Origin of the sequence: Pseudomonas sp. MYb13 (genome assembly GCF_002980075.1) — a bacterium.
GTDB lineage: Bacteria > Pseudomonadota > Gammaproteobacteria > Pseudomonadales > Pseudomonadaceae > Aquipseudomonas > Aquipseudomonas lurida.
In genome coordinates this window covers 381,467-403,915 of sequence record NZ_PCQI01000001.1, presented here as the reverse complement: position 1 = coordinate 403,915, position 22,449 = coordinate 381,467, and the positions used below count along the sequence as shown (strand labels likewise).

General features: G+C 61.8%; 21 protein-coding genes and 1 other RNA gene. 11 read left to right on the top strand and 11 right to left on the bottom strand.

Annotation, left to right across the window (positions count from 1 at the left end; translation table 11 throughout):
- Positions 1-8 precede the first annotated feature (8 nt).
- Genes CQ002_RS01875 through CQ002_RS01860 form a run of 4 tightly spaced genes read right to left on the bottom strand, consistent with a single transcriptional unit; the run spans position 9 to position 3,571 of the window.
- On the bottom strand, positions 9-494 hold the full coding sequence (locus CQ002_RS01875; RefSeq protein WP_034110130.1) for a DUF4442 domain-containing protein: 486 nt from the start codon (positions 492-494) through the stop codon (positions 9-11).
- The gene (gene ubiH / locus CQ002_RS01870) at positions 487-1,674 is read right to left on the bottom strand and encodes a 2-octaprenyl-6-methoxyphenyl hydroxylase (protein ID WP_034110132.1); all 1,188 of its coding nucleotides are present in this window, start codon (positions 1,672-1,674) and stop codon (positions 487-489) included. The genes CQ002_RS01875 and ubiH overlap by 8 nt, the downstream gene beginning before the upstream one ends.
- A complete protein-coding gene (pepP, locus tag CQ002_RS01865) occupies positions 1,671-2,993 on the bottom strand; it encodes a Xaa-Pro aminopeptidase (RefSeq protein WP_034110134.1) in 1,323 nt (440 codons plus the stop codon). Before pepP ends, ubiH begins: the two co-directional genes overlap by 4 nt.
- A gap of 20 nt (positions 2,994-3,013) precedes the next feature.
- Positions 3,014-3,571 (bottom strand): YecA family protein, encoded by a 558-nt coding sequence (locus tag CQ002_RS01860; RefSeq protein ID WP_025857400.1) that lies wholly within the window; start codon positions 3,569-3,571, stop codon positions 3,014-3,016.
- A 138-nt stretch (positions 3,572-3,709) separates the two neighbouring features.
- Between CQ002_RS01860 and CQ002_RS01855 the strand changes: the two genes are divergently transcribed.
- The 4 genes from CQ002_RS01855 (at position 3,710) to CQ002_RS01840 (ending at position 5,129) form a co-directional block, all read left to right on the top strand.
- The gene (locus CQ002_RS01855; protein ID WP_007982902.1) at positions 3,710-3,919 is read left to right on the top strand and encodes a TIGR02449 family protein; all 210 of its coding nucleotides are present in this window, start codon (positions 3,710-3,712) and stop codon (positions 3,917-3,919) included.
- Positions 3,916-4,233: a cell division protein ZapA gene (locus tag CQ002_RS01850; RefSeq protein ID WP_010207385.1), complete on the top strand. Its 318-nt coding sequence runs from the start codon at positions 3,916-3,918 to the stop codon at positions 4,231-4,233. The genes CQ002_RS01855 and CQ002_RS01850 overlap by 4 nt, the downstream gene beginning before the upstream one ends.
- A gap of 30 nt (positions 4,234-4,263) precedes the next feature.
- A non-coding RNA gene (ssrS, locus tag CQ002_RS01845) (6S RNA) lies at positions 4,264-4,442 on the top strand.
- A gap of 57 nt (positions 4,443-4,499) precedes the next feature.
- The gene (locus CQ002_RS01840; RefSeq protein ID WP_034110138.1) at positions 4,500-5,129 is read left to right on the top strand and encodes a 5-formyltetrahydrofolate cyclo-ligase; all 630 of its coding nucleotides are present in this window, start codon (positions 4,500-4,502) and stop codon (positions 5,127-5,129) included.
- Positions 5,130-5,136: 7 nt separating this feature from the next.
- Here CQ002_RS01840 and CQ002_RS28270 read toward each other — a convergent pair whose 3' ends face one another.
- On the bottom strand, positions 5,137-5,286 hold the full coding sequence (locus CQ002_RS28270; RefSeq protein ID WP_010207387.1) for a hypothetical protein: 150 nt from the start codon (positions 5,284-5,286) through the stop codon (positions 5,137-5,139).
- Between the two features lie 195 nt (positions 5,287-5,481).
- Between CQ002_RS28270 and CQ002_RS01835 the strand changes: the two genes are divergently transcribed.
- From CQ002_RS01835 to CQ002_RS01820, 4 genes are all read left to right on the top strand, one after another.
- Positions 5,482-5,931 (top strand): EVE domain-containing protein, encoded by a 450-nt coding sequence (locus CQ002_RS01835; protein WP_034110140.1) that lies wholly within the window; start codon positions 5,482-5,484, stop codon positions 5,929-5,931.
- A gap of 69 nt (positions 5,932-6,000) precedes the next feature.
- Positions 6,001-6,966 (top strand): HlyD family secretion protein, encoded by a 966-nt coding sequence (locus CQ002_RS01830; protein WP_105163034.1) that lies wholly within the window; start codon positions 6,001-6,003, stop codon positions 6,964-6,966.
- Positions 6,963-9,689 carry a ribosome-associated ATPase/putative transporter RbbA gene (rbbA, locus tag CQ002_RS01825; protein ID WP_105163035.1) on the top strand — a complete coding sequence of 909 codons (2,727 nt, stop codon included), beginning with the start codon at positions 6,963-6,965 and terminating at the stop codon, positions 9,687-9,689. Before CQ002_RS01830 ends, rbbA begins: the two co-directional genes overlap by 4 nt.
- Positions 9,689-10,807 carry an ABC transporter permease gene (locus CQ002_RS01820; protein WP_105163036.1) on the top strand — a complete coding sequence of 373 codons (1,119 nt, stop codon included), beginning with the start codon at positions 9,689-9,691 and terminating at the stop codon, positions 10,805-10,807. Before rbbA ends, CQ002_RS01820 begins: the two co-directional genes overlap by 1 nt.
- 64 nt (positions 10,808-10,871) lie before the next feature.
- Here the strand turns inward: CQ002_RS01820 and CQ002_RS01815 are convergent, their stop codons facing one another.
- On the bottom strand, positions 10,872-11,279 hold the full coding sequence (locus tag CQ002_RS01815) for a flagellar basal body-associated protein FliL (RefSeq protein WP_015886451.1): 408 nt from the start codon (positions 11,277-11,279) through the stop codon (positions 10,872-10,874).
- 150 nt (positions 11,280-11,429) lie between these two features.
- On the opposite strand from CQ002_RS01815, the gene CQ002_RS01810 reads away from it, so the two are divergent.
- Entirely contained in the window at positions 11,430-12,407 is a 978-nt protein-coding gene (locus tag CQ002_RS01810; protein ID WP_034110148.1) for an NADPH:quinone oxidoreductase family protein, read from the top strand.
- 230 nt (positions 12,408-12,637) lie between these two features.
- Positions 12,638-13,975: a glycerol-3-phosphate transporter gene (gene glpT / locus CQ002_RS01805; protein ID WP_034110150.1), complete on the top strand. Its 1,338-nt coding sequence runs from the start codon at positions 12,638-12,640 to the stop codon at positions 13,973-13,975.
- Here the strand turns inward: glpT and CQ002_RS01800 are convergent.
- Together CQ002_RS01800 and CQ002_RS01795 are read right to left on the bottom strand one after the other, a co-directional pair.
- Entirely contained in the window at positions 13,972-14,625 is a 654-nt protein-coding gene (locus CQ002_RS01800; RefSeq protein WP_034110152.1) for a gamma-glutamylcyclotransferase, read from the bottom strand. The two genes, glpT and CQ002_RS01800, sit on opposite strands and share 4 nt — an antisense overlap.
- Before the next feature lie 26 nt (positions 14,626-14,651).
- Positions 14,652-17,039 carry a TonB-dependent siderophore receptor gene (locus CQ002_RS01795; protein ID WP_105163037.1) on the bottom strand — a complete coding sequence of 796 codons (2,388 nt, stop codon included), beginning with the start codon at positions 17,037-17,039 and terminating at the stop codon, positions 14,652-14,654.
- 328 nt (positions 17,040-17,367) lie between these two features.
- Here CQ002_RS01795 and CQ002_RS01790 point away from each other — a divergent pair, with 328 nt between their 5' ends.
- A complete protein-coding gene (locus CQ002_RS01790) occupies positions 17,368-17,850 on the top strand; it encodes a sn-glycerol-3-phosphate transporter (RefSeq protein ID WP_069078528.1) in 483 nt (160 codons plus the stop codon).
- A gap of 111 nt (positions 17,851-17,961) precedes the next feature.
- Here the strand turns inward: CQ002_RS01790 and CQ002_RS01785 are convergent, their stop codons facing one another.
- Genes CQ002_RS01785 through CQ002_RS01775 form a run of 3 tightly spaced genes read right to left on the bottom strand, consistent with a single transcriptional unit; the run spans position 17,962 to position 22,438 of the window.
- Entirely contained in the window at positions 17,962-18,930 is a 969-nt protein-coding gene (locus tag CQ002_RS01785) for a CDP-6-deoxy-delta-3,4-glucoseen reductase (protein WP_034110159.1), read from the bottom strand.
- Positions 18,930-20,396: a 4-hydroxy-3-polyprenylbenzoate decarboxylase gene (gene ubiD / locus CQ002_RS01780; RefSeq protein ID WP_105163038.1), complete on the bottom strand. Its 1,467-nt coding sequence runs from the start codon at positions 20,394-20,396 to the stop codon at positions 18,930-18,932. Before ubiD ends, CQ002_RS01785 begins: the two co-directional genes overlap by 1 nt.
- A gap of 59 nt (positions 20,397-20,455) precedes the next feature.
- Positions 20,456-22,438, bottom strand: coding sequence for an acyltransferase family protein (locus tag CQ002_RS01775; RefSeq protein ID WP_105163039.1), 1,983 nt, complete (start codon positions 22,436-22,438; stop codon positions 20,456-20,458).
- Between the last annotated feature and the right edge of the window lie 11 nt (positions 22,439-22,449).

Here is a 22,449-nt window from a genome sequence, read left to right as displayed (position 1 = left end):
TCCATGCTTTAAGCCTGTCTCACTGGCGGCTTGCGCCGCACGTAAAGGGTTTTATCGACCCGCGCCACCAGGGTGCCGGAGCCGTCATGAATCTGCACCTCGAGGTGGGGCAAATATTTCTCGCCACCTTCGGTCTGTCGACGAATCTCGTCCAGCAAGGCCTCGTCGATGGAAAATTCGGCATACACCGGGCCTTTGCCCGGCGAAACGAAGTCGATACTCGCGGCCTTGTCCCACACGATGTAATCGCGCCCCAGGTTCTCCATCAGCATCAGCATGTAGAACGGGTCGACCATCGAATACAGGCTGCCGCCGAATTGCGTGCCGACATAGTTGCGGTTGTACCAGCCCAGGCCCATGCGCACTTTGACGTGACGAAAGTCGGCGCTCATGTGCCGGACGCTGACCCCCGCCCCCAGGTAGGGCGGATACAGGGTCATGACCCAACGCAACAACCGCGCCTTGCCCAGGCGCTCGATCAACCCCTTACGCATCGGGTCGCGTGCCCAGGCCCATGGCCTGGCGGGCGAACCAGCGCTTGGCCGGTGGCAACAGGTCCAGGCCCAGCAGGCCCATGTTGCGGCCTAGCGCGACCAGCGGCTGGGCGCTGCCAAACAGTCGGGTGACCTGGTCGGAGAAGCCCACGGTGAGTTTCTGATCCAGGCGCTGGCGCTCGCGATAGCCTTGCAAGGTTGCCAGGTCACCCGGCACCTGCGGCCCTGCCAGCAAGGCCTCGGCCAACGCATGCGCATCGCGCAGGGACAGGTTGAAGCCCTGCCCGGCGATCGGATGCAGGCTGTGGGCGGCGTTGCCGAGGACGGCCAGGTGGGAACGCACTTGTTCCTCGGCTTCCACCAGCGTCAACGGGTACAGGTGGCGGGCCCCCACTTGCTTGAGCGTGCCCAGGCGGTAGCCAAACACGCCCTGCAATTCGCTCAAGAAGCTACGCTCGTCGAGGTTGGCCAGGCGCTGCGCATCCATGCCAATACGGGTCCAGACCAGCGCGCAGCGGTTGTCCGGCAGCGGTAACAGGGCCATCGGGCCTTCGTCGGTGAAGCGCTCGAACGCTTCGCCGTTATGCGATTCGCTCGGGGTAATGTTGGCGATCAGCGCGCTCTGGTTGTACGGACGGGTTTTCACGCCAATGCCCAGCTGTTCGCGCAGTCCGGAGCGGCCACCATCGGCCAGTACGGCGAGGTCGCAGTCCAGCACGGTTTCATCGTTGAGGACCAGGCGGTAGCCATCGGGCAGCGGCTCCATGCGCGTGACTTCCGCCGGGCAACGCCAACTGACCACGTCTTTGTCCAGGCCTTGCCACAGGCATTGGCCCAGCCAGGCGTTTTCCACCACGTAACCGAGGGCCGGCACGCCCTCCTCCATGGCGGACAAACGCGCGGTGGAGAAACGCCCACGGTCCGACACGTGGATCTGCTTGATCGGCTCGGCGCGGCGGGAAATGTCCTGCCACAGGCCCAGGCGCTGATAGATCTGCCGGGCGCCAAAGGACAGCGCTGAAGAGCGCGCATCGTAGCTCGGCTGGTAGCTGTCGCCCGGCGCGAAGGGTTCGATCAGCACGATCTTCCAGCCTCGCGCCTTGGCCCCGGCCTGCAACGCCAGCGCCAGGCTGGCGCCCACCAGGCCACCACCGATGATCGCCAGGTTGACCCGGCTCATCGGGCGGCCGCCATCAGCGCTTCGATGTCAGCGACGGTCTTGGGCACGCCGCCGGTCAGGATTTCACAGCCTTGCTTGGTCACTACCACGTCGTCCTCGATGCGTACGCCAATGCCACGCCATTTCTTTGCCACGTTCTGGTTGTCCGGCGAAATGTAGATCCCCGGCTCCACGGTCAATGCCATGCCGACTTCCAGCACACGCCATTCACCGCCGACTTTGTACTCGCCCACATCATGCACATCCATGCCCAGCCAGTGCCCGGCGCGGTGCATGTAGAAGGCGCGGTACGCTTCGCTGGCGATCAGTTCGTCGACGTCACCCTGGAGCAGCCCCAGCTCGACCAGCCCGGAGGTAATCACGCGCACCGTCGCTTCATGGGCCTGGTTCCAATGTTTGTTCGGCGCGATCTCGGCAAAGGCGGCTTCCTGGGAAGCCAGCACAATCTCGTAGATCGCCTTCTGTTCCGGCGAAAACTTGCCGTTGACCGGCCAGGTGCGCGTGATGTCGCTGGCGTAGCAATCGATCTCGCAACCGGCGTCGATCAGCACCAGGTCGCCGTCCTTGAGCACTGCGTCATTCTGCTGGTAATGCAGGATGCAACTGTTGCGCCCGGCGGCGACGATGGAGCCATAAGCAGGCATCTTCGCGCCACCCTTGCGGAATTCATAATCCAGCTCGGCTTCCAGGCTGAATTCGCGCAAACCGGCGCGGCTGGCCTGCATTGCCCGCACATGGGCGGCGCAGGAGATTCGTGCGGCCTCGCGCATCACCTTCACTTCTGCCGCCGATTTATACAGGCGCATGTCGTGGAGCAGATGATCCAGGGCAACGAATTCATTCGGCGGCTGCGCGCCCAGGTGCGCTTTAGAGCGGATCACATTGATCCACTCCATCAGGTGCCGATCGAATTCAGCGTTGCTGCCCATGGCCGAATACACCCGGTCGCGGCCTTCGATGAGGCCGGGCAGGATGTCGTCGATATCAGTGATGGGGAAGGCATCGTCGGCGCCGAAGTCACGGATCGCGCCTTCGGTGCCGGCGCGCAGGCCATCCCACAGTTCGCGTTCGGCATTGCGCTCGCGGCAGAACAGCACGTACTCGCCGTGCTGGCGACCGGGCATCAGCACGATCACCGCTTCGGGCTCGGGGAAACCGCTCAGGTACTGGAAGTCACTGTCCTGGCGGTACACATGCTCGACGTCACGGTTGCGGATCGCCACGGCCGCGGCCGGCAGGATCGCGATGCTGTTGGGTTCCATCTGCGCCATGAGCGCCTTGCGGCGTCGGGTGTATTCCGCTCTGGGGATATGGATCATGGGCAGATGGGCTTCCTTTCTTAATGCAGCGACGGCTTGGGTGCAGCAGGCTCAGCGGACTTCTTGGTCTCGGTGAACAGCAGCAGCGGCGCGACGCGCAGGTATTCCATCACTTCCATGTAGTCGCTTTCGCCGTCTTCGGATTCTTCCAGGGCATCTTGCACCTGGGAGATGGCTGCCAAATCCTGCAACACTTCCTGGGCATCGGTGCTCAGCTCCAGGCCGCCGGCGTTTACGCCGAAACCGTGGAGGAAACCTTGGCACCATTGGCCCAGGGCGGCAGCGCGTTCGGTGAGCGGCGCATCGTCGGTCGGCAGCAGCAAGACCACGGTGACGTCATCACCGGTCAGCTCGCCCTTGACCATTTCTTGCAGGCCGATCAGCGCGTTACGCACGTTCTCGGTCGGTTCGGTTTCCAGCAGCTCGGCCACATCGGCCAGCCAGTTGTCGGCATCAAAGCCAACGCCGGTGCAGCTGCGACCCAGCAACACGCCGTGCAGTTCGGCAGGCGAGCAGGGGTGGCCGCTGGCGCTCAGCAGTTTGGAGAAAGCATCGTACGGGGAGTTCTGAATGGGCATGGTGAGCTAGGCGCCAGACGGCGCAATGTCTAGAATGGAGCGCTGTATCCTAGCACCGGCAGACGTACCAAGACTATCAAGGGCGTCAGATCGTTTATCCTGCAGTTGCCATTCATCAGACAAATCCAGTGGAACCCAATGGAAGACACCGACCTGCAAGCGCTGATGGCCAGACTCGAATTGCTAATTACTCGGGTCGAGCAACTTAAGAGTCAAAACGGACTCCTATTAGCTCAGGAAAAGACCTGGCGCGAGGAACGCGCTCACCTCATTGAAAAAAACGAAATCGCCCGGCGTAAGGTCGAATCGATGATTTCGCGCCTGAAGGCCCTGGAGCAAGACTCATGAGTTCAAGCAATAGCGTCACCGTGCAGATCCTCGATAAAGAGTATTCGATCATCTGCCCCCAGGAAGAGCGCAGCAACCTGGTGAGCGCCGCCCGCTACCTGGATGGCAAGATGCGTGAGATCCGCAGCAGCGGCAAAGTGATCGGTGCCGATCGCATCGCCGTGATGGCCGCGCTGAATATCACCCACGATTTGCTGCATAAGCAGGAACGCCCTGACGTGCAGGCCAGCGGCTCGACGCGCGAGCAGGTGCGTGACCTGCTGGAACGTGTCGACCTGGTGCTTTCCAGCGATTCAGACGCACCCAAGGGCTGATTGCCGCGACTGTTTAAGGTATACTCGCCCCACTCCCTGGCGTGTTTGCCAGTCGGCGATGTCCCTGAGCCGATTCGCACTACCCTGGAAGTTGCACGTTGGGCTGGTGTGCATGTCCGCTAGACGGAAAGCCTTAAAGCCTACTGCATCTTCCACCTTGAACTTTCGGGTTCAAGGGCTAAGTCGACAGCGGCTCTGTCGGGGAGCCTGAATTCCCAAACTCAATGCCAGTCCTCGGACTGGCATTGTTTTATGAGCCGAAAACCATGACCGAACCTGCGCCGCTTTCCCGTCCGCAACTTCGACGCATGTTGCGCAATGCCCGCCGCGCCCTCACGCCGAGCGAGCAGCGCAAGGCCGCCCACGGCCTGTATCGGCAACTGGCACAGCACCCGCTGTTTCGCCGGGCCAAACATATCTCGTTGTATCTACCGACGGACGGCGAAATCGACCCGCGACTGCTGCTGCGCGCTGCCCAGCGCCGGGGCAAGGCCACCTACCTGCCGGTGCTCAGCGCCTGGCCGCGGACCAAGATGGTGTTCCAGCGCGTACGGCCTGGGGAAAAGCTGCTGCCCAATCGCTTTCGCATCCTGGAACCACGGGTGAATATCAGCCGGCAACGCAAGGTCTGGGCACTGGACCTGGTGCTGCTGCCATTGGTGGGGTTCGATGATGCGGGGGGACGCCTGGGCATGGGCGGCGGGTTCTACGATCGCAGCCTGGCGTACCTGGCGCGTCGTCAGAGCTGGCGCAAGCCGACGCTGCTGGGGCTGGCCCATGAATGTCAGAAAGTCGAACGATTGGCGCAGGCGAGCTGGGATGTGCCCTTGGCAGGCACCGTCACCGATAAGCATTGGTATATTGCGAAGACGCCACTGGAGTCAGCGGCGCCTTGAAGAAGGGTCAGCGCTTGAACGGTTGTGGCTGCTGCTGAGCCAGTTCAACGGGAGCATCGGTCTTGTTCGACCACAAGCTTTGGGCATACCCGGTGGTCACGACGCCCAGACCAAACAAAATCACCAAAATCCATAGTAAATCCGGTTTACGTTGCATCGATTGCCCCCCTTCAGGCACCTCGTACACGATGACAACAACGTTCCAAAGTAGTCCGTTGCAGCTGCGTCAAGCTTTAAAAGCCGGCATTCTGCGGTAACGTGAACCAACACGCAAACCTTGGCGCCAACCGACTGTCGGTTTGTCATCAAATTGCCTGACAACTTGCCCACGCCCTTTTTCAGGAGCCCAAAAATGGCCTACTGGCTGATGAAATCCGAGCCCGACGAACTCTCCATAAAAGGCTTGGAAAAGCTCGGCGAAGCGCGTTGGGACGGGGTGCGCAACTACCAGGCGCGCAACTTCCTGCGTGCCATGGCAGTGGGTGACGAATTTTTCTTCTACCACTCCAGTTGCCCCGAGCCGGGCATCGCCGGCATCGGCAAAATCGTCGAGGCGGCCTACCCGGACCCTACGGCACTGGAGCCAGAAAGCCACTACTTCGACGCAAAGGCCACCCCGGAAAAGAATCCGTGGAGCGCGATCAATGTCGCCCACGTCCAGACCTTCCCCAAGGTTCTCGGACTGGGTTACCTCAAGCAGCAAACCGCCCTTGCCGAACTGCCCCTGGTGCAAAAAGGCAGCCGGCTATCGGTGATGGCCGTCACGCCCGAGCAATGGGCCGCCGTGATCCATTTGCTTTAACTGACCGGTATCAACGCCCCGCCGGGGCAAACCGTTCAAACTAGGACGCTAATGCCGCAGGAAGCAGCCATGTCGACGAATCACCGCACCTCCCGCCTTTTCGCCAGCGCACTGATCGTCCTGTTACTGGGCGCAGGCGCCTTCGGTTACTGGCGCTCCACCCAGGACCGCCTGCCCGACGGCCTGAGCATGGGCAATGGCCGCCTGGAATCTACTGAAGTGCAGATCGCTGCGAAGATCCCCGGGCGCCTGGCCGACGTGCGCGTCGACGAAGGCGACAAGGTGCTCAAGGGCCAACTGCTCGCACGCATGGACACCCGCACCCTCGAAGCCCAGCGCGCACAGGCCGAAGCCGAAGTACTGCGCGCCAAGGAAAACTTCGCCGCCGCCGAAGCCAACGTGCAACTGCGCCAGAGCGAACAACTGCTGGCCAACCAGGAACTCAAGCGCACCCAGGAGCTGTACAAGCGTGGCTTCGCCAGCAGCCAACTGATCGACCAACAGCAGGCACGGCAAAACACCGGAAACGCGGCGGTGGTTGCTGCGCAGGCCCAGGTCAACTCGGTAAAAGCCGCCATCGGTGCCGCCGAGGCCCAAGTGGCCCAGCTCACCAGCGAGATCGACGACAGCAGCCTGCGCGCGCCTATCGACGGCACTATCCAGCTGCGCCTGGCCGAGCCGGGTGAAGTGCTGGGCGCGGGCGGGCGTGTATTACTGTTGATCGATCCCAATGATCAATACATGAACCTCTACCTGCCCGCCTCCGTGACCGGCCGCCTCACCGTCGGCAGTGACGCACGCATCCTGCTCGACGCCTTGCCCGACCAGCCGCTGCCGGCCAAGATCAGTTTTGTCGCCGCCAAATCCCAATTCACGCCCAAGGAAGTGGAAACCCGCGACGAACGCCAGAAACTGGTGTTCCGCGTCAAACTGCGCCTGGCCCAACCCAGCGCCGTGCCCCAGGCCAAACCGGGTATGCCCGGCGCAGGCTATGTGCGCACGGCTGACATTGACTGGCCGGCCAACCTGCAATGACCGCCCTGGCGCTGCAGGCGACGGGGATCAACCACCGCTACGGCAAGCAGCAAGCACTGGTCGACATCACGTTCAGCTTGCCGGCCGGCACGCGCTGCGGGTTGATTGGCCCGGATGGCGCGGGCAAGTCGAGCCTGCTGGGCTTGATCGCCGGGGTCAAAAAGCTCCAGGACGGCCAGTTACACGTGCTCGGTGGCGCCATCGAGGACCGTCGTCACCGCAACAGTCTGTACCCGCGCATTGCCTTTATGCCCCAGGGTTTGGGTGGCAACCTGTACCCCGAACTGTCCATCCGCGAAAACATCCGGTTCTTTGCCACCCTGTTCGGCCTGTCGAAAGCCGATTGCGACCAACGCATGCACAACCTGCTGCTGGCCACCGACCTCGCACGCTTTGCCGACCGCCCGGCCGGTAAATTGTCCGGTGGAATGAAGCAGAAGCTCGGCCTATGTTGTGCGCTGATCCACGACCCGGACCTGTTGATCCTCGACGAACCCACCACCGGCGTTGACCCGCTGTCACGGCGGCGCTTCTGGGAACTGGTCGAAAGCGTACGCAGCGAGCGCCCGCAATTGACGCTGCTGGTGGCCACGGCCTATATGGAAGAAGCCGAGCAGTTCGAACATTGCCTCATGCTCGATCGCGGCAAGCTGATCGCGGACGGCCTGAGCAGTGAACTGGCATCGGCAACATCCGGCGGCAAATTAGATGAGGCGTTTACCCACTTCCAGGGCGACAGCGCCCACGACAACCAAGCGCTGGTCATCCCTCCAAGGGCAAACGCCAACGCCGATATCGCCATCCAAGCCCATGACCTGACCCTGCGCTTTGGTGATTTCACCGCGGTGAACAAGGTCAGCTTCGCCATTGGCCGAGGCGAGATCTTCGGCTTCCTCGGCTCCAACGGCTGCGGCAAGACCACCACCATGAAAGTCCTCACCGGGCTGATGCCGGCCACTGAAGGCAGTGCGATGCTGCTGGGCAATCCGGTGAACGCCAAGGACCTGGCAACCCGCAAGCGTGTGGGCTTCATGTCGCAAAGCTTCTCGCTGTATGGCGAGCTCAGCGTGCGCCAGAACCTGGTGCTGCATGCACAATTGTTCGACTTGCCCAAGGTGGACAGCGGCCGGCGTATTGACGAGTTGATCCAGCGTTTCGACCTCGGTGACGTGGCTGAACAACCGTCCGGCGAACTGCCCCTTGGCCTGCGCCAGCGCTTGTCACTGGCGGTGGCGGTGCTGCACCGCCCGGAAGTGCTGATCCTCGACGAGCCCACCTCGGGTGTCGACCCGGCCGCGCGAGATGACTTCTGGCGGCTGCTGGTCGAGCTTTCCCGCGAGCAGGGCGTGACCATTTTCCTGTCCACCCACTTCATGAACGAAGCCCAGCGCTGCGACCGCATTTCCCTGATGCACGCGGGCAAGGTGCTTGCCTGCGATACGCCGGACGCGCTGCAACGGCAATTCCACGGCGATACCCTGGAGGCTGCCTTCGTCACCTGCCTGGAACAGGCCCAGGGCGAAGCAGAACCCGCCGCACCCACTGCAACCCCTGCAACCGTCAACGCAACCAGCACACCGCCCGTGAGCAAGCCTGGTTTCAGCCTGCCGCGCCTGCTGGCCGTGGCCAGCCGCGAAAGCAAGGAACTGCTGCGCGACAAAGTGCGCATGGCCTTTGCACTGCTGGGTGCGATGTTCATGATGGTGATCTTCGGCTACGGCATTTCCCTGGATGTGGAAAACCTCGCGTTCGCGGTCTACGACCAGGACCAGACTCCCCAAAGCCGTGCCTACCTGGAGGCCTTTCGCAGCTCCCGCTATTTCGCCGAGCAGTTGCCCATTCAGGACTCGAATGAACTGCACCGACGCTTGCAACGCTCGGAAATCAAACTGGCCCTGGAGATCCCGCCCGGTTTTGGCCGCGATCTCTACGCTGGTCGCCAGCCCACGGTGGCCGCATGGCTCGACGGCGGCATGCCGTTTCGTGCGGAAACCAGCCGTAACTACGTAGAGGCCGTGCACCAGGGCAACCTTGCGCAACTGGCCGAACTGAGCAGCGTGCCACGCAACAACCAGGCGGCCGTCAAGCTGGAGACGCGCTTTCGCTATAACCAGGACGTGGTCAGCGTAAACGCCATCGGCCCCGGCGTGATGGCGCTGATCCTGGCGTTTATCCCGGCGATGCTCACCGCCCTCGGCATCGTGCGCGAGAAGGAACTGGGCTCGATCACCAACTTCTACGCCACGCCACTGACCCGCCTGGAATTCCTGCTCGGCAAACAGGCGCCGTACCTGGCCGTGAGCCTGGTCAACCTGGCGGTATTGGTGGCGATGAACCGCTGGCTGTTCGGCGTGCCGTTCAAGGGCAGCGCCCTGACGCTGGCATGCGGCGGCCTGCTGTACGTACTGGCGACCACCAGCATGGGCCTGCTGATTTCGGCGTTCACCCGTACGCAGATCGCGGCGATCCTGGGCACCATGATCATCACCAGCTTGCCGACGATCCAGTTCTCCGGGCTGATTGTGCCGCGCTCGTCACTGGAAGGTGCGGCGGCATTGATGGGCACGTTGTTTCCGGCCGGGCACTTCCTGGATATTGCCGTGGGCACGTTCACCAAGGCCCTGGACCTGCGCCAGTTGTGGCCGCAGTGCCTGGCGCTGTTCGGGTTTTTCGTAGGGTTTACCGGGCTGAGCCTGATCATGCTCAAGAAGCAGGAGGCCTGATGCATACATTCGCGCACATCCTGCGCCTGGGGATCAAGGAACTGACCAGCCTGCGCCACGACAGCGTGTTGCTGCTGTTCCTGTTCTACGCCTTTACCGTCGCTATCTATATGCCCGCCGCGGGTTCGGTGATCGGCGTGCACAACGCCAGCGTCGCGTTTGTCGATGAGGACCACAGTGCGCTGTCGCGGCAGATGGCCGAGGCGCTGCAGCCGCCCGAGTTCCAGGCGCCCGCGCCGCTGGCCTACGACCAACTGGACAAGGTCATGGACAGCGGTGAATACACTTTCGTGATCAATGTGCCGCCGAATTTCCAGGCCGATCTGCTGGCGGGGCGCCAGCCAGGCGTGCAGGTGAATGTGGATGCCACGGCCATGAGCCAGGCGTTCATGGGCGCGGGCTACATCGGGCGGATTTTCCAACGGGAATTGCTGACCTATAGCGGACAAGGCGATGTCGCCAGCCAGGCACCTGCGCTGCTCACCACTCGGGCGCTGTTCAATACCAACCTGGAAGGCGGGTGGTTCCTGGCGGTGATCCAGATCGTCAACAACATCACCATCCTCGCCATTATCCTGACCGGCACCGCACTGCTACGCGAGCGCGAGCACGGCACCCTCGACCACCTGCTGGTACTGCCGCTGACGGCGCTGGAAATCATGCTGGCGAAAATCTGGAGCAACATGCTGGTGGTGGTGCTGTGCACCTGGCTGTCACTGGAGGTGGTGGTCAAAGGCCTGCTGGGCGTGCCGCTGGCCGGGTCGCTGAGTTTGTTTCTGTTGGTGACGGCGCTCTACCTGTTTGCCAGCACCGCGCTGGGCATCTTCCTCGCCACCCTCGCCCGCTCGACGCCGCAGTTCGGCCTGCTGGCAATCCCGGTGATTATTCCAATGCTACTGCTCTCAGGTGGCAGCACGCCGCTGGACAGCATGCCTGAGTGGCTGCAGTGGGTGATGCAGGGCTCGCCGTCGACGCATTTTGTCAGTTTGAGCGCGGCGATTCTGTTTCGGGATGCGGGGGTGAGTGTGGTGTGGCCAGACTTGCTGGCGCTGGCGGGGATTGGGCTACTGTTTTTTGCGGTGGCGTTGGCGCGGTTCAGGAAGAGCCTGGCGTCGTAACCGACAGGAACCCACGTGTCGTGGTGGACCGGCCGGCCCACCACGACACGTGCGCTTGCGACGCTTACTGGATGATCAAGTTGTTGAACAACAGGTCTTCCACCACCGGTTTGCCGGTCTCGTCGTTCATCACTTGCTGGGTTTGCTTGAGCGCTTCCTGGCGCAGCTTTTCCTTGCCTTCAACGGTGCTCATGGCCTCGTTGGTCTGCTGGGTGAACAGCGCCACCAGTTGGTTACGGATCAAGGGGTCATTGGCTTTGACCAACGCCGCGGCTTCGGTGCCGGTCACGCGCAGGGCGATGTCGGCCTTGAACACCTTGAGTTTCGCTGTGCCGTCCAGCCCGTAGTTACCCACGAACGGCGGGCTCAGGCTGATATAGCTGACCTTCGGCGCCTCGCCTTCCTTGGCTTCTTCGGCCTGGGCTGCCATCGGCAAAGTCAGGGCCAGCATCAACAGGATCCACGCTTTCACAGTTCATTCCTCACATTCGGTTGCCGGGTAGCATAACGCTAGCAAGGCAGAGCACAAGCTTATGGCGGCTTATCAGGCCTGGGCATGCTCGTTGACCCACGGGCGTACCCTCCTACACTTATCGGCCACGACACCAAAAGGAATAGTCCGATGAAAGCTGTGCTGTGCAAAGCCTTCGGCCCCGCCGAAACCCTGGTGCTGGAAGAGATCGCGAGCCCGGCGATCAAGAAGAACGAAATCCTGCTGGACGTGCATGCCGCCGGGGTCAACTTCCCGGACACCCTGATCATCGAAGGCAAGTACCAGTTCAAGCCGCCCTTCCCGTTCTCGCCCGGTGGCGAAGCGGCAGGCGTGGTCAGTGAAGTGGGGGAAAAGGTCAGCCACCTGAAGGTCGGTGACCGGGTCATGGCGTTGACCGGTTGGGGCAGCTTTGCCGAACAGGTTGCGGTGCCGGGCTATAACGTACTGCCGATCCCGCCGAGCATGGACTTCAACACCGCCGCCGCTTTCAGCATGACCTACGGCACCTCGATGCACGCGCTGAAACAACGCGCCAACCTGCAGCCCGGCGAAACCCTGCTGGTCCTCGGCGCATCCGGTGGCGTGGGCCTGGCCGCAGTGGAAATCGGCAAGGCCATGGGCGCACGGGTGATCGCCGCCGCCAGCAGCGCGGACAAACTCGCGGTAGCCAAGGCCGCCGGCGCCGATGAGGTGATCAACTACAGCGAAACTGGCCTGAAAGACGAGATCAAGCGCCTCACCGACGGCAACGGCGCCGATGTCATCTACGATCCGGTGGGTGGCGATCTGTTTGACCAGGCCATCCGTGCCATCGCCTGGAATGGTCGCCTGCTGGTGGTGGGGTTCGCCAGCGGGCGTATCCCGGAACTGCCGGTGAACCTGGCATTGCTCAAGGGGGCTGCGGTGGTCGGGGTGTTCTGGGGTTCATTCGCCCAGCGCCAGCCGCAGGACAATGCGGCGAATTTCCAGCAATTGTTCACCTGGTACGGCGAAGGCAAGCTCAAGCCGCTGGTGTCGCAGGTGTATCCGCTGGAACACGCCGCCCAGGCGATCAATGACCTGGGGCAGCGCAAGGCGGTGGGCAAAGTGGTTGTCCAAACCCGATAACACACCTGCAATGCCGTCCATGTGGGAGCTGGCTTGCCGGCTCCCCTATGAGTGATTCGTTGGCCCCAGGATCCAATCACGACCAGCACTTATCTATTAGCGACATGTTCATAAGAGAACATGCAATTGCTCCCATTTCCTATGTTTGCAGATAAGAGGCGATGCTATTTTCGGTAACGAAACTGTAACATTCGCATCCGCAGTCAAAACAAGAAATTTGGAGCTCTTGAATGTTTGCTTTCTTTCGACCTGCCGCACACCAGGCGCCCCTGCCTGAAGAAAAGATAGACAGTACCTACCGACGCCTGCGCTGGCAGATCTTCGCCGGCATTTTCTTCGGTTACGCCGGGTACTACCTGCTGCGCAAGAACTTTTCCCTGGCCATGCCCTACTTGATCGACGAGGGTTACACCCGCGGCGAGCTGGGCTTGGCGATGTCCGCCATCGCGATTGCGTACGGCCTATCCAAGTTCCTCATGGGCCTGGTGTCCGACCGCTCTAACCCACGCTACTTCCTGCCCTTCGGCCTGCTGGTTTCAGCGGGAGTCATGTTCATTTTCGGTTTCGCACCTTGGGCGACGTCCAGCGTGACCATGATGTTCATTTTGCTGTTCATCAACGGCTGGGCCCAAGGCATGGGCTGGCCGCCCAGTGGTCGCACCATGGTGCACTGGTGGTCGCAGAAAGAGCGCGGCGGCGTGGTGTCGGTGTGGAACGTGGCGCACAACGTCGGCGGTGGCCTGATCGGCCCGCTGTTCCTGCTCGGCATGGCCTGGTTCAACGACTGGCATGCCGCGTTCTACGTGCCAGCCACGGTGGCCTTGCTGGTGGCGGCGTTTGCCTTCATCACCATGCGCGACACCCCGCAGTCGGTGGGCTTGCCCCCGATCGAGCAGTACAAGAACGACTACCCGGAAGGCTACGACGCCAGCCACGAAGACGAATTCAGCGCCAAGGAAATCTTCGTCAAGTACGTGCTGCGCAACAAAATGCTGTGGTACATCGCGTTCGCTAACGTGTTTGTCTACCTGCTGCGCTACGGCGTACTGGACTGGGCACCCACCTACCTCAAGGAAGCCAAGCACTTCACCGTGGATAAATCGTCCTGGGCGTACTTCTTCTACGAGTGGGCCGGTATCCCGGGCACGCTGCTGTGCGGTTGGATGTCGGACAAGATCTTCCGTGGCAACCGTGGCCTGACCGGCATCGTATTCATGGCCCTGGTGACCGTGGCGACCCTGGTGTACTGGCTCAACCCGCCGGGCAACCCGATGGTCGACATGATCGCGCTGGTCTCCATCGGCTTCCTGATCTACGGGCCGGTGATGCTGATCGGTCTGCAGGCGCTGGAGCTGGCACCGAAGAAAGCCGCTGGCACCGCTGCGGGGTTCACCGGCCTGTTCGGTTATCTGGGCGGTTCGGTGGCGGCGAGCGCGGCCATGGGCTACACCGTGGACCATTTCGGCTGGGACGGTGGTTTCGTGCTGCTGATCGGCGCGTGCCTGCTGGCGATCGCCTTCCTGATCCCGACACTGTGGCACACCAACAGTGTCAGCTCGGCACGCTAACTGCCTGAGCAATCCTTTGCACAACGCTTGAGCCGCGCCTCCAGGTTCTTATCTGGCATGGCGTGGCTACGCAGGGCGTTGACGGTCTGCTCGACATAATCGCGAGTCGTGCCGTAACGCCCGCAAGCGCTTTCGAGTACATGGTTCAGCACGATGTCGGGCAAGTTGCCGGCGTAGCTGGGCAAGTGCCGCTCCAACACAAACCCCAGCGCCTGCACCGTAGTGCCATCTTCCAGGCGGCAGCTGAGCCAGTGCGGCCGGTAGGAGGGGTAAGGCATCTCGCGCTGCCATAAGGCGTAGAGCGAGGCCTCCAGCTGATCTTCCGGCAAGCGGTAGGCAAACCCGCTGCAGGAGCCACCGCGATCCAATCCGAATACCAGCCCCGGCAGCTCCGGCGTGCCCCGGTGCTCGTGAGACCACAGGTACAGGCCCCGGTGATAACCGTGGACCCGTGCCCGCACCCGCTCGGTCGAGGAGCATTCAGGGCGCCAGATCAGCGAACCATAAGCGAATAACCAGACCGGCCCACCCTTATGCCGCGCCATCGTGGCCTGCATCGAGCTCATCAACTGTTCGTGAGTGAGTTGCGGCCCAAGATCGAGCCGCGGAGGGTACGCCAATTGCAAAAGATCAGATTCAATGACGGTCATGGCAAATCGCTTAGGTCTCCTGTGCTTTACCAGTTATAGGCAACTCTACCGTAATAGAACGCGCCGCTGTAACCGTACGGCGAAAAAGTGCTATAGGCCAGATTGCCACCACTGCTGGCGAAGGCGTTGACCTTCTCCGGGTATTTATCGGTGACGTTGTCGCCGCCCAGGGTGAAGGTCCAGTTCTTCAGCTTGTAGTCTGCCGAGAGGTCCAGCACCCAGGCAGCCTTGAAGGTCTGGTCATTGACCTTGTCTGCCTGGTAGCTGGTGAACTCACCATAGCGCACCAGGTTGCTGTGCAGCGCCCAATTGCCGAACGTGAAGTCGTTACCCAGGCTCAGCTTGTGCTCGGGCGTGGTGTCGCCCAGCAAGCCGCTTTTTTCGCGACGGTCCACCCGTAACAGGTTCACACCCAGGCTGTCGAGGATCGCCGGGTTGGCTTTCACGTCGGTCACTTTGGTGTGGTTGTAGTTGTAGCCCACGGTGCTGTTCCAGCGAATACCGTTGTCGAACTGGTAGCGATAGTTGGCCACCAGGTCGACACCGTCAGTGCTGGTGTCGGTCGCGTTGGTGAAATAGCGGGCGCTGGTGTAGTTGATGTTGCCCACGCCGTTGGCTTGCAGGTAAGCAATCGCGGCCGGGTTGAGGTTCAGGTTTGACGACAGGCTGATGCGATCGCGGATGTCGATGCGGTACACATCAAGTGTCACTGTCAGGTCATCGGCAGGCTCCAGCACCAGGCCGAGGCTGTAGTTGCGCGACTTTTCAGCCTTGAGGTCTTCGGCGCCGAGCAAGCGCGCCACCTGGCTGTTGGCCGGGAAGGTGCCCGCTTCCTGGACAGTGCTGCCGATCAGCTGCGATGAGGTATAGGCGAAGTTCTGCTGGGCCAGGGATGGCGCACGGAAACCATTGGAAATACTGCCGCGCAAAGCGACCTGAGGGGTGAAGTCGTAGCGGGCAGACAGTGAGCCACTCACGTTGGAACCGAAGTCGCTGTAATCCTCATGGCGCACGGCGGCCGACGCGCTGAGCTTTTCGGTAAAGTTGGTTTCCAGGTCCAGGTACTGCGCCCAGTTATGCCGCGCGCTGGTACCGGCATCGGCCTCGCGGAAGCCGCCCAGGCCGGAGCTGCCGGTCTGGTAGTAGGACGCCGGTTCACCCGCCTCGATTTCATAGCCCTGGTGCAGGTACTCGCCGCCAAAGGCCACGGAAACCGGGTAAGGCAGGAAGCCCACGTCGAACTCACGAGACAGGTCCAGGCTCAGTTGCTTCTGGTCGTTGCTCAGGGTGCCGTTGTTGAACTTGCGCGGCGTGGCCAGGCCCAGGGAAGTGTTGATGGTCTCAGTGCCCAGCGCGTACTGGTTCTTGCCGTAGTTGGCCGACAGGTCGTAATGCCAGTCATAAGCGAGCAAGCCACGCAGGCCCACTACCAGCGAAGTGTCTTCCAGGTTGCCCTTGATCAGCGGCAGGTAGCCGTTGGGGTTGAGCGCCGGAATGTTGTTGGAGGCATTGCTCGCCCGATAGAACGCCGCCGTCTCGCCGCGCCGTTTGCTGTAGCCACCGAAGGTGTAGAACTCGGCTGCATCGTTGAAGGAATATTCCGAGTTGAACTGGAATTTGCCTTCATTGGTGGCCGGCTCGCCCTGGCGGAACACCCGCTGGCCGTACGTGGTGGAGCCGATGCTGGCGGGGCGGTAATCATTGCCGGCGCGGTTGGTGTAGTCGTTATCGGCGCCTTCAGCCGACAGGTTGATGAAGCCGTTGTCACCCAAGGCCAGGCCGGTATTGCCACTGACATTTCGCTGGATGCCGTCGCCCTTCTTATATTCGCCGAACTTGGTGGAGATCGAGCCGCCATGATCGGCATGCTTGAGGATCACGTTGATCACCCCGGCAATCGCATCGGAGCCATAGCGCGCAGAGGCACCATCACGCAGCACTTCGATGTGGTCCACCGCCGACAGCGGGATCGCATTCAAGTCCGCCGGGGCCGACCCACGGCCCACTGCCCCGCCAAGGTTGACGAAAGCGCTGGTGTGGCGACGCTTGCCGTTGACCAGCACCAGCACCTGATCCGGCGACAAGCCGCGCAATTGCGCGGGGCGCACCAGTTCGGCACCGTCTACCAGGCTTGGGCGCGGGAAGTTGATCGACGGAATCAGCCGCGCCAACACCGCGCCCAGCTCGTCGGAGCCGGTACTGCGCAAGGAATCGCCGGAAATTACATCGATCGGTGACAGCGATGCACTGGCGGTACGCTCTTGGGCGCGGGTGCCGGTGACGATCACAGTGTCGAGCCTGGGTGCATCGGTGGCGGACGTTTCGGCCGCGAAGACTGGATTGAAACCCACAGCGGTCAGCAAATTGGCCGATAAAATCGCCGTGTATAGCGCGTGTTGCTTGTAGCTCCCCATACCGCTCCCCTTGGATTCAAACCCTAGAACGTCATGCTCTGAGTTCGTACGATCGATCCGGCTGGCGGGCGGTGGCGGTCAGTTATTGGTGGTTGTGAGTCAGTCGGTAGTCCGTTGAGATATAGCTTAATGATATTTATGTAACAAATTAAATACCTTTAAAGAATAAGCGAATGCATAAGCACAGCGCCCCATTCGTCAGGATTCAGGGGGGCAATCCCGCTACTTTCAGCCCAGGTTCAGCCTGGGGACGCACCAAGCCGTCAAAATGCCCTACACGTCACGACCCACCTAGCCGCCCATCAAACCGACTACCGAGGTCGCACCCATGATGAAATTCCGACTGCCTGGCCTGCTGTTCCTGGCCCAGGCAACCACGGCCCTGGCTGGCGAAACGCCGGCTACCGAGGACGACAAAGGCTTTTGGTACGCGCAGACCAGCGTCTACACCCGACATTTCGCGCCGGACCCGGAGCACAACAACAACCAGGACCTGATCGGCCTGGAGCGCAATGAAGCATCCGGTTTCGTGTATGGCGGGGCGACGTTCCGCAACTCATTCCGCCAGCGCTCGTACTACGCCTATGCGGGCAAGCGCTATGACATGGCCGACTATCCGGTGTATTTGAAGCTGACAGGCGGGGCAATCCAGGGGTATCGCGGCAAGTACCGCGACAAGATCCCGTTGAACCGTTATGGCGTGGCGCCGGTGATCATTCCGTCAGTGGGCACGCACTACGGGCCGGTGGCAGCGGAGATGGTGTTGCTGGGGTTCAATGCAGCGATGGTGACGACCGGCTTACGGTTTTGACACTGACACGGCACGGTCTACTGTGGGAGCTGGCGTGCGTGCGATAGCGGTGTTGGCTGACAAACCGCTGCCGCAGGCAAGCCAGCTCCCCTATGGATTCCGCTTGAGTCTCTAGGGACGTGGGGCGTAAGCAAATACGTCGGCGCGCATCTGGTGCGCATCCATACCGGCCTCGACCAACGCATCCAGGGTGCCGTAGATCATCGCCGGTGAACCGCTGGCGTAGACATGCACGCCTTTGAGGTCGGCAATGTCTTCACACACCGCTTCATGCAGCAACCCGCACCGCCCCTCCCAGCCGCACAGGTCGCTGACGACCTTGTGCAGGAACAGGTTGGGCAGCTGCAACCACTGGTCCCAGTGTTCGATCTCGTAGAAATCTTCCGGGCGACGTACGCCCCAATACAGATGCACAGGGTGCTTGAAGCCGGAAGCGCGGCAATGTTCGATCAGGCTGTGCATCTGCGCCATGCCGGTGCCGGCGGCGATCAGCACCAGCGGCCCGTCCGGCAGCTCGGCCAGGTGGGTATCGCCAAACGGCAGTTCCACACGCGCCATCTGGTTGCGCTGCAGTTGCTCCAGCAGGCTGCGCGCACTGTCTTCGCGAACCAGCACGTGCAGCTCCAGCTCGCGTCCGGCGTGGGGCGCCGAGGCTAGGGAAAAAGCCGATTTCTCGCCGTTCTCCCGCTCGATCATCAAGTATTGACCGGCGTGGTAACGCACCGCCTTGCCGGCCGGCGCACGCAGGCGCACGCGCCACACGTCGCCACCGACCTCTACACATTCACTCAATTGGCACGACAACTTGCGCAACGGCAATTCTCCCGGCGCCAGCACGCCATCCCACAATACGACGCAATCTTCCAGCGGCTCGGCGATGCACGTGTAGAACTCACCGTGGTCACGAACCTCACCCGCCTGCTGCACCCGGCCTTCCACCAGTAGAGCGGCACACACGTGGCATACGCCGTTGCGACATGCCTGTGGGCATTCGTAGCCCAGGCGACGTGCGCCTTCGAGGATCCGCTCGCCGGGGACCAGCTCCAGCACAGCGCCGGAAGGTTGCAGGGTTACACGCATCAATCTATTCCCAATTCTTTCCAGATCGCATCGACACGGGCGGTGACGGTCTCATCCTTGACGATCACCCGGCCCCACTCGCGGGTAGTCTCACCTGGCCATTTGTGGGTAGCGTCCAGGCCCATTTTCGACCCCAGGCCAGATACGGGCGAGGCAAAGTCGAGGTAGTCGATCGGCGTGTTGTCGATCATCACCGTGTCGCGCTTGGGGTCCATGCGCGTGGTGATGGCCCAGATCACGTCGTTCCAGTCGCGGGCGTTGATGTCGTCGTCGGTGACGATAACGAACTTGGTGTACATGAACTGTCGCAAAAACGACCACACACCGAGCATTACCCGCTTGGCATGGCCCGGGTACGACTTCTTCATGGTCACGATGGCCATGCGGTACGAGCAGCCTTCTGGCGGCAGGTAGAAGTCGGTGATCTCCGGGAACTGCTTCTGCAGGATCGGCACGAACACTTCGTTGAGCGCCACGCCCAGAATCGCCGGCTCATCCGGCGGACGGCCGGTGTAGGTGCTGTGGTAGATCGGCTTGATGCGGTGGGTGATGCGCTCGACGGTGAACACCGGGAAGCTATCAACCTCGTTGTAGTAGCCCGTGTGGTCGCCGTAAGGACCTTCATCGGCCATCTCGCCCGGATGAATCACACCTTCGAGGATGATTTCGGCGGTGGCCGGTACCTGCAGGTCGTTGCCACGGCACTTCACCAGCTCGGTGCGGTTGCCGCGCAGCAGACCCGCGAAAGCGTATTCGGACAGGCTGTCTGGCACTGGGGTCACGGCACCCAGAATGGTGGCCGGGTCCGCGCCCAGGGCCACGGACACCGGGAACGGTTTGCCAGGGTGTTTTTCGCACCACTCGCGAAAGTCCAGCGCACCGCCACGGTGGCTCAGCCAGCGCATGATCACCTTGTTGCGGCCGATCACTTGCTGGCGGTAGATACCGAGGTTCTGGCGGTCTTTGTTCGGCCCCTTGGTGACGGTCAGGCCCCAGGTGATGAGCGGGCCGACGTCGCCGGGCCAGCAGGTCTGCACCGGCAACATGGCGAGGTCGACGTCATCGCCTTCGATGACCACTTCCTGGCACACCGCGTCCTTGACCACTTTAGGGGCCATGGCAATGATCTTGCGGAAGATCGGCAGCTTCGACCAGGCATCCTTCAGCCCCTTGGGCGGCTCGGGCTCCTTGAGGAAAGCCAGCAGCTTGCCGATCTCGCGCAGTTCGCTGACCGATTCGGCCCCCATGCCAAAGGCCACGCGCTCGGGGGTACCGAACAGGTTGCCAAGCACCGGGATATCAAAGCCGGTCGGGTTTTCGAACAGCAGCGCCGGGCCCTTGTTGCGCAGGGTACGGTCGCAAATCTCAGTCATTTCCAGCACCGGGGAAATCGGCATCTGGATACGTTTCAACTCTCCGCGCTGCTCAAGTTGCTGCACGAAATCCCGAAGATCCTTGAATTTCATTAACCATGCCACCCGTAAAATAGGCGTACATCCTACCTGCTCTGACGGCCGCTGGCAGCTTAATTGGCCGTCAGCTCCCTTGATTGCAGCGAACGGAACAGCGGTTCCAGGAAGGCCTCGATGTGCCGCGCCCCTACCTCGGAGAGGTGGTTGTCGTCGGTGTACAGCGCGCGGCCATTGAGCTCGACCCGGCACAGGCCATCGGCGCCACACAGCAGGGGCGCGGGGTCCAGTACCGCGACGCCGCTGTCGGCCGCCGCCAGTTCGTCAAAAAGTCGAGTGATAAACGCCTGGCGCGCCACGTGCTCCTCCACCGGCAACCCTTCCCTGTCCACCGGACGGTGCATCATGGCCAGGCGACTGAGGCGGTACGGCACAATGATTTCCTGCAACGGCACCTCCTTGACCAGCCATACCCGATGCCCGGCTGCACGCAATCCGTTGATGCGCGCGCGCAGGCCCTCGGCGAAGCGCTGTTCAGCCACGGCGCGCACGTACTCGCCAGTGCGCGGGTCCTTGAGCGCATGCTCCTTGTCACCCGACATCTGTCCGTAAAGGTACAGGCTCCAACGCGCGGCCAATACCACATCACTGAACGACTGTTCGGCCAAGGCTTTCTCGACGCGCTGGTTAAAATGCGCACAACGGGCAATGTTCTCCAGGCCATCGAGCGGCATGCAACCGGCGAAACTCGCCTGCACCAGGCTGATAGCGTGACGATTGGCACCGTCCTCCAGGGCCGGGATCAACGCGGTGGCGTGGCTGTCGCCCCAAACCAGCGCAGACACCGAGCGCCCCTTGGGGCCGAAGTGGCAAAACAGACGTTCATCCGGCGTGTCCTTGTCGGCCATGCACGCCATTAACACAGGGCTCCACGTCTTCGCCTGGGCATAACGCAGCGCCTGGTCGGACAAACGCCACGGCACCCCCTTGGCTTCACGCAATGCCAGGCCGGTAAAACCCAGGCACAGGATGCCGGCGGCGCCGGCTGCCAGGATCGCCTTGCGCCCCGCCAACAAGCGCTTTTCACGAAACGGAGCTTCCACGAATCGCCAGGACAGATAGCCCAGCACCAGGCTCAGCAGCATGAGCCCCGCCAGCTCAAGCGTGCCCAAGCCATCCACCGCGGCATAGTTGGCGTACACGAATACCGGCCAGTGCCACAGGTACCAGGAATATGAAATGAGCCCCACACCCACCATCACCCGCGAGCTCATCAGGCGCCCGACCCAAGTGTGTTGCTGCCCATTGGCCCAGATCAACCCGACCACGCCCAGTACCGGCAGCAATGCGGCCGCACCAGGAAACGGCGTGTGTTGATCAAAACCGAACACGGCAACCAGGATCAACCCGATGGACACCAGGCTGACACCTTGGGCCAGGGCGGGCGAGGCGCGCCAGTCACGCGTGGGCAGCACCGCCAACATGGCCCCGGCGAGCAATTCCCAGGCACGCAGGTGCAGCAGATAGAAGGCCTTTTGCGGCTGATGCGTGACCGCCCAGACGCTCATGCCAAAAGACACCAGCAGTACGCAGAACAGCGCCAGGCGCCAGTGTTTCAAACGGCTTGAAAGCAGTGTCAGCAACAGCGGGAAGACGATATAGAACTGTTCCTCCACCGCCAGCGACCAGGTATGCAGCAGGGGCTTGATGTCGGAGGCCGCATCGAAATAACCGTGCTGGCGAGCGAACAGTAGGTTGGAACTGAAAGTCGCCTGATAGTGCGCCGAACGTCCCAGCGCTTCGTAGTCCTTGGGCGCCAGCAGGAACCAGCCCACCACCAGCGTCGCCGCCATCATCACGAACAGTGCTGGCAGGATGCGCCGGGCGCGACGCGCCCAGAAATCAACGAAACTGAAACGCCCCGCCTGGCGTTCACGCCAAATGATCGAGGTGATCAGGAAACCGGAAATCACAAAAAAAACATCAACGCCGACAAAGCCGCCCGTGACGCCTGGAACACCGAAATGGAACAGCACTACGGCCAGGACAGCAATGGCACGCAGGCCGTCGATGTCTCTGCGATAAACAAGAGTGGTCATAAATCAATGGT

Bases quoted from the DNA above. Each gene is read 5' to 3' on its own strand.
- CQ002_RS01875 (WP_034110130.1), bottom strand. From the start codon at position 494: ATGCGTAAGGGGTTGATCGAGCGCCTGGGCAAGGCGCGGTTGTTGCGT.
- ubiH (WP_034110132.1), bottom strand. From the start codon at position 1,674: ATGAGCCGGGTCAACCTGGCGATCATCGGTGGTGGCCTGGTGGGCGCC.
- pepP (WP_034110134.1), bottom strand. From the start codon at position 2,993: ATGATCCATATCCCCAGAGCGGAATACACCCGACGCCGCAAGGCGCTC.
- CQ002_RS01860 (WP_025857400.1), bottom strand. From the start codon at position 3,571: ATGCCCATTCAGAACTCCCCGTACGATGCTTTCTCCAAACTGCTGAGC.
- CQ002_RS01855 (WP_007982902.1), top strand. From the start codon at position 3,710: ATGGAAGACACCGACCTGCAAGCGCTGATGGCCAGACTCGAATTGCTA.
- CQ002_RS01850 (WP_010207385.1), top strand. From the start codon at position 3,916: ATGAGTTCAAGCAATAGCGTCACCGTGCAGATCCTCGATAAAGAGTAT.
- CQ002_RS01840 (WP_034110138.1), top strand. From the start codon at position 4,500: ATGACCGAACCTGCGCCGCTTTCCCGTCCGCAACTTCGACGCATGTTG.
- CQ002_RS28270 (WP_010207387.1), bottom strand. From the start codon at position 5,286: ATGCAACGTAAACCGGATTTACTATGGATTTTGGTGATTTTGTTTGGT.
- CQ002_RS01835 (WP_034110140.1), top strand. From the start codon at position 5,482: ATGGCCTACTGGCTGATGAAATCCGAGCCCGACGAACTCTCCATAAAA.
- CQ002_RS01830 (WP_105163034.1), top strand. From the start codon at position 6,001: ATGTCGACGAATCACCGCACCTCCCGCCTTTTCGCCAGCGCACTGATC.
- rbbA (WP_105163035.1), top strand. From the start codon at position 6,963: ATGACCGCCCTGGCGCTGCAGGCGACGGGGATCAACCACCGCTACGGC.
- CQ002_RS01820 (WP_105163036.1), top strand. From the start codon at position 9,689: ATGCATACATTCGCGCACATCCTGCGCCTGGGGATCAAGGAACTGACC.
- CQ002_RS01810 (WP_034110148.1), top strand. From the start codon at position 11,430: ATGAAAGCTGTGCTGTGCAAAGCCTTCGGCCCCGCCGAAACCCTGGTG.
- glpT (WP_034110150.1), top strand. From the start codon at position 12,638: ATGTTTGCTTTCTTTCGACCTGCCGCACACCAGGCGCCCCTGCCTGAA.
- CQ002_RS01800 (WP_034110152.1), bottom strand. From the start codon at position 14,625: ATGACCGTCATTGAATCTGATCTTTTGCAATTGGCGTACCCTCCGCGG.
- CQ002_RS01795 (WP_105163037.1), bottom strand. From the start codon at position 17,039: ATGGGGAGCTACAAGCAACACGCGCTATACACGGCGATTTTATCGGCC.
- CQ002_RS01790 (WP_069078528.1), top strand. From the start codon at position 17,368: ATGATGAAATTCCGACTGCCTGGCCTGCTGTTCCTGGCCCAGGCAACC.
- CQ002_RS01785 (WP_034110159.1), bottom strand. From the start codon at position 18,930: ATGCGTGTAACCCTGCAACCTTCCGGCGCTGTGCTGGAGCTGGTCCCC.
- ubiD (WP_105163038.1), bottom strand. From the start codon at position 20,396: ATGAAATTCAAGGATCTTCGGGATTTCGTGCAGCAACTTGAGCAGCGC.
- CQ002_RS01775 (WP_105163039.1), bottom strand. From the start codon at position 22,438: ATGACCACTCTTGTTTATCGCAGAGACATCGACGGCCTGCGTGCCATT.